10 protein-coding genes are annotated in these 12,381 nt (G+C 55.7%); 5 read left to right on the plus strand and 5 right to left on the minus strand.

Annotated elements, in window-relative coordinates:
* Positions 1-47 precede the first annotated feature (47 nt).
* From QZH36_RS02570 to QZH36_RS02585, 4 genes are all read right to left on the minus strand, one after another.
* Positions 48-3,125 (minus strand): efflux RND transporter permease subunit, encoded by a 3,078-nt coding sequence (locus QZH36_RS02570; RefSeq protein WP_301729583.1) that lies wholly within the window; start codon positions 3,123-3,125, stop codon positions 48-50.
* On the minus strand, positions 3,109-4,272 hold the full coding sequence (locus QZH36_RS02575) for an efflux RND transporter periplasmic adaptor subunit (RefSeq protein WP_301729584.1): 1,164 nt from the start codon (positions 4,270-4,272) through the stop codon (positions 3,109-3,111). Before QZH36_RS02575 ends, QZH36_RS02570 begins: the two co-directional genes overlap by 17 nt.
* A gap of 98 nt (positions 4,273-4,370) precedes the next feature.
* Complete coding sequence (locus QZH36_RS02580) at positions 4,371-5,543, minus strand: sensor histidine kinase (RefSeq protein ID WP_253454287.1); 1,173 nt, start codon at positions 5,541-5,543, stop codon at positions 4,371-4,373.
* Entirely contained in the window at positions 5,540-6,235 is a 696-nt protein-coding gene (locus QZH36_RS02585) for a response regulator (RefSeq protein WP_125290025.1), read from the minus strand. Before QZH36_RS02585 ends, QZH36_RS02580 begins: the two co-directional genes overlap by 4 nt.
* Before the next feature lie 120 nt (positions 6,236-6,355).
* Here QZH36_RS02585 and QZH36_RS02590 point away from each other — a divergent pair, with 120 nt between their 5' ends.
* From QZH36_RS02590 to QZH36_RS02600, 3 genes are all read left to right on the plus strand, one after another.
* Positions 6,356-7,138, plus strand: coding sequence for a MipA/OmpV family protein (locus tag QZH36_RS02590; RefSeq protein ID WP_301729585.1), 783 nt, complete (start codon positions 6,356-6,358; stop codon positions 7,136-7,138).
* A gap of 105 nt (positions 7,139-7,243) precedes the next feature.
* Complete coding sequence (locus QZH36_RS02595) at positions 7,244-7,618, plus strand: helix-turn-helix domain-containing protein (protein WP_125290027.1); 375 nt, start codon at positions 7,244-7,246, stop codon at positions 7,616-7,618.
* A 440-nt stretch (positions 7,619-8,058) separates the two neighbouring features.
* On the plus strand, positions 8,059-9,141 hold the full coding sequence (locus tag QZH36_RS02600) for a mechanosensitive ion channel family protein (RefSeq protein ID WP_253454289.1): 1,083 nt from the start codon (positions 8,059-8,061) through the stop codon (positions 9,139-9,141).
* A gap of 160 nt (positions 9,142-9,301) precedes the next feature.
* On the opposite strand, the gene QZH36_RS02605 is transcribed toward QZH36_RS02600, so the two are convergent.
* On the minus strand, positions 9,302-10,561 hold the full coding sequence (locus QZH36_RS02605; protein ID WP_301729586.1) for a sensor domain-containing diguanylate cyclase: 1,260 nt from the start codon (positions 10,559-10,561) through the stop codon (positions 9,302-9,304).
* Between the two features lie 422 nt (positions 10,562-10,983).
* Here QZH36_RS02605 and QZH36_RS02610 point away from each other — a divergent pair, with 422 nt between their 5' ends.
* Both QZH36_RS02610 and QZH36_RS02615 read left to right on the plus strand, forming a co-directional pair.
* Positions 10,984-11,463: a glutathione peroxidase gene (locus QZH36_RS02610; protein WP_301729587.1), complete on the plus strand. Its 480-nt coding sequence runs from the start codon at positions 10,984-10,986 to the stop codon at positions 11,461-11,463.
* A 334-nt stretch (positions 11,464-11,797) separates the two neighbouring features.
* Complete coding sequence (locus tag QZH36_RS02615; RefSeq protein ID WP_301729588.1) at positions 11,798-12,262, plus strand: hypothetical protein; 465 nt, start codon at positions 11,798-11,800, stop codon at positions 12,260-12,262.
* Positions 12,263-12,381 lie beyond the last annotated feature (119 nt).

Below are 12,381 nucleotides of genomic sequence, written 5' to 3' on the forward strand. Positions count from 1 at the left end.
GAAAGCTGGCCTCCGTCCGTAAAGAGAAGCCCGGACAGGGCCAGCTTTTATCTATCCTGCTTCAGCGCCAGAAGATTTTTCCGGCTGGCCCGGCGCGCTTCCGTCTGCATCACCAGACTCAGGGCCGCCGGCAAAACGGTGAGCGTCACCAGCGTCGCCACGATCAGCCCGCCGATAATCGCCAGCGCCATTGGCCCCCAAAAAATCTGGCGGGAAATGGGGATCATGCCCAGGATGGCTGCGCTGGCCGTCAGAAGGATTGGGCGGGCGCGGTGAGAGGCAGCGGCCTGAATGGCGGCGTTATAGTGCATACCTGAGCGTCGGTTATTGTCCGCCTCAGTGATGAGTATGACCGCATTGCGGATAATCATGCCCGCAAGCGCAATGATGCCCAGCAGCGCCACAAAGCCCATCGGCGTGCCTGTCGGCAGCATAGCCAGCACGATTCCGGGCAGGCCAAAAGGTGCCATCAGCAGCGCCAGAAGCATACGGGAAACGCGCTGTAGCTGAACCATCAGCAGCACCAGCATACAGAGCAGCGTGACTGGCAGAATAGCAAATACAGAGCTGTTGCCCTTGTCGGACTCGGCTACGGCTCCGTCCTCGCTGAGGCTGTAACCCAGCGGCAGTCCGGCCCTGAAGCGGTCAATAACGGGCTTCAGCCCGGCCGATACCCTTTCGGCGCGCAGGCCAGGTGCAAGATCCGTCTGCACGGTGATAAACGGCAGGCGCTGACGCCGCCAGATTACGGGATCCTCAAGCCCCCACTGCGGCGTGGCCACCTGCGCCAGCGGGATTTTCGCGCCCGTTTGCGCTGTCAGAAGCAGCCCGGACAGGCTGTCAAGACGGCGCCCTTCATCGTTGCCCTTGAGAACGACATCAACCAGCCTGTTCCCGTCACGCACGGTGGTAATCAGCATTCCCGACCACAGCGTGTTCAGATAACGGGCAATCAGCTCGGAAGAGAGGCCCGCTGCCCGCGCGGCCGACTGATCCACCTTCAGCGTGACAACCCGTTCAGGCTCGCCCGCCGTCTGGTTGACCTCACGCGTCAGCGGAGAGGCGCCAAGCGTTGCTGCCAGTCGCTCTGCCTGCGCCCTGACCTGCTGGTAGTCAGGCCCGCTGACGCGGTAGCGAACGGGCCAGCCTACGGGCGGCCCCAGCTCAAGAGGAGCAACCCGCGTGGTGATGTCGCTAAAATCCCGCGCAAGCACGCCATCAAGATAGCGCCGCAGTCTTTCTCTGGCCGCCAGGCTTTTGGCCACCACCACCAGCTGAGCGGTATTTTCATCATCAAGTAAAACGTCCATCGGCAGATAAAAGCGCACTGCTCCGGTGCCGACGTAAGACGAGTAGTGGTCAACGTCGCGGCTGGCTGATACGGCTTGTTCCAGCCGCTCTGTCTGACGTAGGGTCGCCTCCTGAGAGGCATTCGCTGGCAAAGACAGGCTGACCAGAAGCTCGGGCCGATCCGAGGCCGGGAAAAACTCGCCCTGCATCCGGGTCATACCCGCACCTGCCAGCAGCAGCGCCAGTAGCGCGAGGCCAAGCGTCAGAAGCCGGTATCGCAGAACGCGGGCGAGCAGGCGGCGATAAAGCCCGCCAAGGCGACCAGGACCGGCGGCGTGTTTCTGCAGGGTGCCCGGCAGCAGCCAGCTGCCGGTCAACGGTGAAAACAGCACGGCCACTATCCATGAGCTGATAAGCGCAATCAGCACCACGGCAAACAGGGTATAGCAGTATTCTCCCGCGCTTGAGGCGGCAAAGCCGACCGGAATAAAACCGGCAATCATGACCAGCGTACCGGTCAGCATCGGAAACGCCGTAGAGGTGAACGCATAGGTTGCCGCGCTGGCGCGTGAATCGCCGGCTTCAAGCCTGGCCACCATGGTTTCCACCGTTATCATTGCATCGTCAACCAGCAGCCCCAGGGCGATAATCAGCGCGCCGAGCGAGATCCGCTGTAGCCCAATACCGGCAAGGTGCATACAGATAAATGTCATAGCCAGCACCAGCGGGATTGCTGCCGCCACCACCAGGCCGGCACGCAGGCCCAGTGAAACAAAAGACACGGCCAGCACGATGATCACTGCCTCTACGAGCACGTGCATAAATCCGCTGACGGCCTCATCCACCACGGCGGACTGATCGGCAATACGCGTCATCTCAATACCATGCGGCAGCCGTTCGGCCTCGCCTGCCATGCGCGCGCGCAGCGCCTGGCCGAAAGCAAGCATATTCCCGGTCTGCGCCATCGAGACGGCGAGCCCGATCGCAGGCTGTCCGTTGACGCGATAAAGCGGCGCAGGCGGCTCTGTAGGTCTGCGCACGACGGCGGCAATCGCTGTAAGAGGGATATAGCGTCCGTTTACCCGCAGCGTCACCGTGCGCAGGCTCTCTTCGTTTTTGAAAGCCCCGCTGACTCGCAGCGCTATAGTGTCATCGGCCGTACGCACGGTACCCGCTGGCTCTACCACGTTCTGCGCGCGAAGCGCCTCAGCGACCTGCTGTAAATCCAGCCCCATCGATGACAGCTTACGCGGTGAAAAGGCCACCACCAGCTGCTCTTCCTGCTCGCCCAGCAGCTGAATTTTACCCACGTCCGGCAGGCTCATCAGATCCCGGCGAATGTTGTCCACCCGATCTCTTAATTCCCGCATGGAAAAACCCTCTGCGGTAAACCCGTAAATAGTGCCGAAGGTGTCTTCAAAATCATCGTTGACGGCAGGCCCCTGCACGCCCTGCGGTAAAGAAGGGGCGGCATCCTGCATTTTTTTACGTACCTGATACCAGATGTCGGCAACCTGCGCAGGGGGCGTATCATCGCGAAGGTTTATAAAGATAACGCTGCGCCCGGCGTGCGTCTCGCTCTGGACGTAGTCAAGCCGGGGGATCTCCTGCAGTTTTTTCTCCAGCGTGTCGGTCACCAGCCTGACCGTATCGCTGAGGTTCGCGCCCGGCCATTGGGCAGAAACCACCGCCGTTTTGATGGTAAATGCGGGATCTTCAGTCCGCGAAAGCTGCTCATAGCTTATGATGCCCGCAGCCATAATGAGCAGCATCAGGAAGGCAATTAACTGCTGCTGCTTCAGCGCCCAGGCGGAAAGGTTAAAGCTCTGCTTCATCCTGATCCTCCTTGCTCCAGGCCACGCGCTCGCCGTCACGCAGGCTTCTGACCCCCGCCGTAACGACCCGCTCCCCGGGCGCGATCCCGGCGCGTATAAATACGGAATCTGCCGAATAGCCTGCGATATGCACGGCTCTCCGACGGACCCGGTTGTTAACCGCATCCAGTACAAATACGGCGGGATCGCCTGCCTGGCGCGTCAGGGCCGACGCCGGAAGCACCATAACCGCCTCAGCTGCCGTTTCTGCGGCCGGCAGCGTGACCGTGACGCTGGCGCCCATCGCCATATCGGGCGGTGGATTATCCAGCGTGACCCGCACTCGCCAGCTTCGCGTTTGCGGATCGGCCTGCGGACTGATATCGCGCAGATGTCCCAGCGCGCTTACGGTCGGATCCCGCAGCAGTGCAAGGTGAAAAACGGCACCGGGCTGGCGGGATACCATTGCAGGACTGGCAACGTCAAACACGACGTCGCGGCCATTGCCAGCGGCAACGGTAAATACCGTTTCCCCGGCGCTGACAACCTGCCCTGCTGATGCGCTGACGCCCGTTACCACGCCGCTGGCAGGCGCGGTAAGGGCCGTCCAGCGCAGGTTTTCCTTCGCATTTTTCAGCGCCGCCTCGCTGCTCTGCGTGCGCGAAAGCGCCGCCTGCCAGTCAGCCGTGGCCGTATCCAGCTGAGCACGAGCGATAGCACCGGACGGCATCAGAAGACGCATTCGATGCAGATTAAGCAGCGCCACTTTTTCTGCGGCCCGGCTGCTGCTGACATCAGCCTGCGCGCTGATAACCTGGTTCAGCGCCGCCGGACTGTCCAGCACGGCTAGCGTGTCGCCCTGGCTGAACCGGCTCCCGACGTCGGCACTGCGCGTCAGTATGCGGCCCTCCAGCCTGAAACTCAGGGAGGTTTCATCATGCGCGCGGACTTCACCGGTCAGCGTCTGCTGAGCAGGAGCCGTGCGCGGGCCGATCGTCATCCATTCAACCGGACGCGGTGCGGGTGGATTTTGTTGTTTTTGCCGATCGCAGCCGGTCAGCATAACAGCCATCAGCACAAGGCCGAGCAGCAGTAAGACACTATGATGTCGCAGATCCAGCAGTTGCCAGGCCCCCTGTTTTATCAGGCCTGGAAGGTTGTCTGACATGGCGCAGTTCCTCAATTGAGTTTTGCGCCATTAAACCTCGCCATTATCAAGAACCCGGCCACATTCCATCAAGGGAGTGTCAAGACCCTCAGCAACCGTTATGCATCGTGAGGCAGCACGATCCGCATTCTTAATCCGCCCTCAGGCGGCAGCGTGGCGTCCAGCGTTCCGCCGTGCGCCTGACAGATAGCGCGTGCAATTGAAAGGCCCAGCCCGCTCCCGCCAGAATGCCGTGCCCGTGAGGCCTCTCCGCGCGTAAAGCGCTCAAACATGACTTCAAGAAACGCCGGCGGCACGCCGGGCCCTTTGTCCTGAAAAATAATCTCATAATGCCCGTCTGTGCTGCGGCTGCTCAGATACAGGCTGGTGCCGGAACCCGCATAGCGCAGCGCATTTTCCAGCAGGACGGTAAAAACCTGCCCCAGACGAAACGGATCGACGTTAAGCAGCGTTTTTTCAGCCAGTTCGGCAACCGGATAAATGCCTGCTTCATCAAGCTGGGATTTTATCCACTGCAGGCGATAGCGCAGGATCTCGGACGGACAGCAGCGAACCCTTTCCAGGCTAAGCTGCCCGGCGTCCGCCAGTGAAAGCAGCTGCAGTTCATCAATCAGCCTACGCAGGCAGTTCAGCTGGCCCATGATCATGGCAAGCTGTCGCCCATCCGCGCTGAACACGCCGTCAAGCAGCGCCTGTAGCCGAACCATGGCTGCGGTCAGCGGGGAGCGCAGCTCATGCGCCATAGCGACATGTGAGGCGCGAAGCTCTTTTTCATAACGCGCAAGCTGGCGCGTCATGGCGTTGAAGTTTTGTGCGAACTGCACCAGTTCTGCTGGTGCCGACGGCGTCAGCGCAGCCTGCGCACCGAAGTCACCTTCCGTTACCTGTTCAGCTGCGCCTCTGAGCTGGCTGAACTGAGCCGACAACGGGCGGGCATGGCGCAGCCCGAACCAGGCAATGAATGGAATCGTCACCAGCACCAGGACGCCGACGGTGATCCAGTCCGAAGAGGCGATGGAGGGATCGGAATAGCCGATACCCCACCAGCTATCAATGATCTGATGAAAACGCGCCGGATTAAGATTAGGGTTTTCACGCAGAACCAGGAATTCCTGCAGTATCGCGTGGGGCATATGCCAGGTGATCCAGAGATACTGAAGCGTAAAGCGCAGCCACATGCACAGCGCTATCAGGACAACGGTACCGATGGCAAGCGTCAGAATGCGAACGCAGATCCAACGCCACAGGGTTTGCAGCTGTGGATTTTTCATGGCTGCCGGAACCTGTAGCCGACGCCGCGTACGTTAAGAAGAACCTCTTTCATGCCGGCCGCCTCAAGTTTTTTGCGCAAGTTGTAGATATGTGTATCGACCACGCGTTCAAGCGCGTCGCTTTCAGGCAGGCACCGCTCCAGTAAAAACTGACGGCTGAGCGCACGAACCGGGGCGCGCATCATCGTCACCAGTAATAAAAACTCGGTTGGGGTCACGTCCACGTTGATTAGATCATCAATACCGCGCGTAACGGTTACGGTCATGGCCGAAGTATGAACCTCCAGCGCCTGCCAGCGCAGCACCTCCTCTTGCTGAACCGCTGGCTGACTTCGCCGCAGCACGGCCTGCACGCGCGCCACAACCTCTCCGGGATGGTAGGGCTTGACCACGTAGTCGTCGGCACCGTAGCGCAGCGCGCCGATGCGATCGGGCATGTCGCCGATGGCCGTTACCATAATCACAGGAACGTCACTGCTGCGCCTGATTTTTGCCAATACCTCCGTACCGTTAAGACCCGGCAGCATCACGTCCAGCAGGATCAGATCAGGGTGCCAGCGCCCGGCTATTTCCAGGCCCGACACCCCGTCCCCGGCCGCGCGAACTTCGTAGTTTTCGCGGCGTAAATAGGCTTCAAGCACCTCAACCGCATCTGCGTCGTCCTCAATAATAAGAATTTTTTTGTTTTGCATGGTTCACCTTGACACTTTCTTCACAATTCCCTGGCCGTTTATTGACACACCCACAGGATACTCCGGGTTGTCGATACGGGTGTATCGGCAAAGTGGAATGAACCCATAAGAGGTAAGGTGATGATAACCAGAAAAGCACTGCTGTATATCGCCGGTCTGGCCCTGACAACTTCAGCGACGGCCCGCGCGGACAGCGGTGATGCCCAAAATAGCGTGACCGTCGGCGTCGGCGCACAGTCTGCGCCCCGCTACAGCGGCTCGGATCAAACCCGCCTTCAGCCGGTTCCGGTTTTCCAGGCCCGACACGGTGCCTTCTTTGCGGATGCTCAAAAAGGCATTGGCTACGATTTACAAAGCAACAGTGGACTCTACCTGGAACATACGCTGGGCTACAACCTCGGACGAGATGACAAAAATTCAGACTGGCGTGACGGCGGTAAGAGGCTGAAGGGCATGGGCAAAATCGATCCCACGGTCAATACAGCGCTGGCCATCGGCTGGCAGGTCACGCCATGGCTCAGCGCCGAGGGCAAAGCGGTTCTGCCGTTCAGTGACGATCAGGGCATCAATTATCAGGCATCCCTGACCCTTCTGCCGGTGCAGAGTGAAAGCGATACCGTCGCGCTGCAAACCGCGGCATTATTTGGCGATGCCCGCTATATGAATACCTGGTACGGCGTCAGTCAGGCGCAGAGCCAGCGCAGCAGGTTTACGCGCTACCGCGCGCCGGGCGGTTTTTACGGTATTGCAACCTCTCTGATCTGGAGCCACCAGTTTGATCCTCACTGGGGAACGCTTATCAGCGCGGGCTATACCTGGCTTGGCGATCGCGTAGCCGACAGCCCTGTTGTTTCCCGGCGCAATGAAGCAACGGGCACGGTCGGCTTTACCTATACATTCTGATGCTTTCTGCGCATAAGCGTTTCCAGGCCGTGCCTCATTGCGTACCTGCCCGTGCAGGCTCGTATCGATATTTATCAAACCTGGGCAGCCAGCGGGAATAACAATATGCTGTCGGACGACGTATTTTTTACGGGGCTGGTATGTTGGATAAGAGAAAACTTAACCAGAAAAGTCACCGTTCAGGAGGTGGCGGCCCGCTACGGTTATTCAAAGTGGTATCTGAACCGGTGCTTTGTGCGCTACGCCGGTATCAGCCTGGGTGCTTTTATTCGTCTGGAAAGGATGAAGGCCGCCGCTGATGAGCTTATCAGCGGCGACCAGCGAATTATAACTATCGCCCTGCGCTATGATTTTGAGTCGCAGCAGACGTTTACGCGGGCATTCAGCCGACAGTACGGTATGCCGCCCGGCGCGTTCAGGCAGGTTATGCGCAAAGCGAAGCCTGAACATTCAGAGAACGCTCACGCCCGAACATGCTAGCGGCTGATTATCATTCCCTTTCATCGCTTTCAGTATTGCCCGGACATACCTGCTCTTCCTTCTCTACGGCTGCCACGCTCGTCTGAATTATCGCGAAGGCTGGTTTTGCTTATCGAATCCGGCGGCGATCTGACGCTATGCTTCTGGTGAGCCTCCTTCCGTCAGGCCACCGCTCAAGATCTATACGATACAGGCATGGTCGCCCGGCTTACTGGCTGATAAATAAAAATTATTATAAATTTCAATTAATTAAATAAAAAACTCATCTGAATTATCGGTTTTGTCCGATTTTTTTACGTTTACTGCGTCAGTTAACAGAATTTTTCATAAACTCATCTGCGTAAACCATTTACGCTGCAGATAACCGTGAAGACAGCGGTTACTGGATGTTTATGACTTCGCTGACAGCCTGTGGTTGTTGCTGGATATAAGGGAAAAGAATGCCATTACTATTCGATGAGTTATCTGGCGCGCCATCGTGGGTGCCTGCTTTATTGCTCGTCACGCTCTCTTTCGCTGCGGGGGCCGTTGCGCGATTCATCATTCTCAGGTTCATCCGCTACTGGCAGAATCGTGACAGGAAATTATTTAAATCCCTTGAAAAGCATCTTCGCGGATCAATTTTTCTTTTCATCCCGCTGATGTTAATCAACGTCGGGCTTAATTATATTAATATTCACCCGCACTATCTTGATCTTATTACAACGATTATTAATACCTTCATTATACTTTCGCTTTGTTCTATCCTGATTCGTTTGACTAATGTCGTGCAGGATATGCTTTTTATCCGCTATGACATTAATCTTTCTAATAATCTTCGTGCCCGTAAAATCCGTACGCAGATAATATATGTAAAAAAGGTCGCTATCGTCCTGCTCGTGACGCTGTGTGTTTCACTGATCCTGCTCAGCTTCCCCGGCGTGCGAAAATTCGGCACCACAATTCTGGCCGGTGCCGGGGTGGCCGGAATAATAATTGGCTTTGCCCTGCAAAAGTCGCTCGTTAACCTGTTTGCCGGTATTCAGATAGCCTTCACCCAACCGATTAAAATTGATGATGCTGTAGTGGTTGAAAAAGAATGGGGCTGGATTGAGGAGATAAACCTGACGTATGTGGTGGTGCGTATCTGGGATCTGCGCCGGCTGGTTCTGCCCATCACCTACTTTACAGAAAACGCCTTCCAGAACTGGACGCGTAATAACGCCCAAATATTAGGCACCGTTTTCCTTTACCTTGACTACTCCATGCCGTTAGAACCTCTGCGTCAGCATTTCGAAAAAATCCTCAGTGAAACAAAGCTCTGGGATCAGGAAACTCAGGTGCTGCAGGTAACGGATACTGATGACAGAACCATGACCATCAGATTATTGATGACGGCACAAAACTCCCCCATGGCCTTTGATTTACGCTGCCACGTGCGGGAAAAGATGATTGAGTTTATTCAGCAAAACTATCCGCAGTGCCTGCCTAAAACCAGGGCTACACTGGCCGATCCGCTGCTTGACGGCCCGGGAAGTCGATAACTAATCGCGTTTTTTTCTGAAAACAGAGAGTTGGACGTACAGTGCCCGTCAGGGCGCGGCACAAGCATTCGGGCAGCTGTGCTTCCGCTTCTCGCTTTCAGGCGCCGGCTTTATGCCAGGCAGACACCACAAGAGATCGCAGAACAGAGCCAACGCTATGCTAATGACGTAACGGCTGCGCCGCAGGCTCGAAAAACTGATATGACCCATCCTGTCGTGCTTTCGCCTGGTACATCGCTTTATCGGCATTTTCAAACAGCATGTTGGCCGATGCCGCCCCGAACCGTGCGAGGCTAATGCCAACAGACGCCCCAATGCGTACTTCTGTGCTATTGATAGCAAATGGCTCTTTCAGGCTGTTAATAATGCGCCGGGCGATGGCAGATGCCGCCTTGCGGTTGGTACACTTCGCGGCTACCACAAACTCATCTCCGCCCAGACGCGCCACCGCATCGCCAGGGCGCATACAGCGTCGTAGCCGCTCGCTTACCAGCTGTAGCAAAACATCCCCTACTGCATGCCCCATCGAATCATTGACCGCCTTGAACCCGTTCAAATCGATAAACAGGACGGTGGTATAGGCCAGATCTTTTTCCTGCGCAAGCATGTGGCTCACCCGGTCGTTGATCCAGGCCCGATTAGGCAACCCAGTTAACGTGTCGCGGGTGGCCAGTTTTTCGAGCTTGCGGATCCGCTCTTTATCATGAGTAATATCCCGCGAAACCAGCACGGCACCGATGTTCTTGCCGGTGGAAGGGTCGCTGACGCCGCAGGCCTTGGTGCCAAGCGTAATGTAGTGACCGTCGCGATGCCGCTTACGCACCTCGACCACATCCGACCGCACGCCACCGTTGAAAAGGAATACCAGTGCATCCGTAGCGGATGCCCGGTCATCGGGGTGCAGGAAATCCACCACCGGTTGACCTTTCATCTCATCGGCTGACCAACCGATCATTTTGCTGTAAGAAGGCGAGATTGAAACGTACCTGCCGTCTGCGTCGCAATGGGCGATCAGGTCAGTGCTGTTTTCAATTAACAGACGGTATTCCGCCGCCGTGCGCAGCGCTTCCTCCAGGGCTTTGCGCTGCCCGGTTATATCAAAAATGAAGCCGCTATATTGCAGGCAAGGAACATTGGGTGGACAGTCAGGCAGGCCTGAAACTATCACACAGCGTGTCGTGCCATCCAGACAACGGATTGGCACTTCGATATGAAAAGGCGTGACGCATTCCAACGCCGCAGTCAGTTGCAGCGCGATCTGCGCATCATCATCAGCCTGTGCGAGCCTCAGCCATGCACTTAGCGTTACGCCTTCCAGTGTGGGTATAAGGCCAGCAGGGCTTTCCTGACTGGTGATGCAAATGCCCTGAGCGTCTGTGGACCAAACGGCGGAAAGAGTAGGTTTGATCACAGTGTTCATGGTGGTCGGGTCCGTTGTTGGCTGATGCCGCAGTTTCTACGGTGCCATTTCACCTGCCGGAGCGGGAAATTATCTATGGCAAAACTCAAGGTCAGAAGTAGTAGACTGCGTTTATCGGCTAATTCGCCCATAACCTTTAATGAATATTGCTTGATTAAACGGCTGTACAGCCTGCAACTGTCGCGTTATGCCTGAATTATACAACGCGTAGGGATTTTCGACTTTTCCCGGCATCGTTACGTTATGTAAGGCAGCCTTGACGTAGAGCAGCTATGCCCGCGTCTCGCTCATCGCTGCCCTTGCTGCTGACACAGGCAGCTTTGCGTCAGCAGCTGATGTGAAAAATATGCCATTCTGCTCGACGGGCAACTATCCTGTCTTACACAAGCCATCTGCAATATGAGTATTCTGAGGATGTCGATATGACCATGTTTTACCAACTTACCGCCACCAGCCTGAGTGGCCAGCCGATCCCTATGGCCGACTACGCTGGCAAGCTGGTGCTCGTGGTCAATACCGCCAGCCATTGTGGCTTTACGCCACAGTACGCGGGCCTTGAATCGCTCTATAAGCGGTACGCCGCCCAAGGGCTGGTGGTGCTGGGTTTTCCCTGCAATCAGTTTGGTAAGCAGGAACCCGGCAGTGCTGACGACATCGCGCAGACCTGCCACATCAACTATGGCGTGAGCTTTCCGATGTTTGAGAAAGTGGCGGTCAACGGCGCCCTGGCGCACCCGGTGTTTCGTTACCTGAAAGCCGAATTGCCCGGCGTGCTGGGTGGGCGAATCAAATGGAACTTTACTAAGTTCCTGATCGGACGCGACGGCAAACCACTTAAGCGTTTTGCACCGATCTCTACCCCAGAGAAAATGGAAGCCGCGATCCTTGCTGCACTGGAATAAGCGCTTCAGTTAAATTATAAAGGCTGTGCGGCAGCCTTTATAAGGTAGCGTAGCGATAATAGAAATGATGAGAGCACTGCGTTATTGACTTGTGTGCTGCGCTTGATGGGAAGGTTTGGGCAGGTGCCAACAGACTGGATTAATTGACTGTTGACTGTACGTTTGATGATGGATGTGCACTTTGTGGCAGAAGCGGATATACAAAAATCCGTTGGGTAATAATGACTGATAGCCCCCCAGAGCCCGGAGATATCAGCCTAAAAATTTGCGCACAGATATTAATGAAAGTTAAAGTTGCACATAATGTTTATGGGCAGCAACCAGGAATTAACTTATGGCACGTCGAAGTGAATTAAAAGGTATAGTGAATGCGCTTAATGGGAGCTTTGTTAGCAGAAACAACGACTTTAAAGGATACTGGTCTATAGGCCAGCTTAAATCGTTAGCTCTGGATAATTGCCTTTCCTCAATGATTTTTCCTCTTATTCTGTCTAAAACTACCCCCACATATAATCTGCAAAGTTACATTGTGCATCGCTACGCCAACATGCTCAAAAACCTACTAACCAAACAGAAAATACCCGGCTTTTGGGTAAGTAAGGCTGTCATAAAGATCGACTTTATAGCTAATGCCGAACAGGCAAAGTTATATGAATACACCACCTCAGGCGAACTTTTCCAATGCACCTGTCAGATAACTGATGATACTGGTCATGATTACGAATCCCTAATTTATGGACGTTGCTTGCCGCATTCTGTTGTGCGAGAGTTAAGATCGACTCGTAAATTCACCGTGTAGTTGATCACTTCAACGTCCTCTCCTCGCGCACTAAGCATTATGCAATAATGCCTGGCAGCGGGCATTGTTTACGCCGTGCAACGTTAATCTATAAAATCACGACATTACTCACGACGCTA

The sequence above is a fragment of the Erwinia wuhanensis genome (assembly GCF_030484085.1).
In the GTDB taxonomy this organism is placed as follows: domain Bacteria; phylum Pseudomonadota; class Gammaproteobacteria; order Enterobacterales; family Enterobacteriaceae; genus Erwinia; species Erwinia aeris.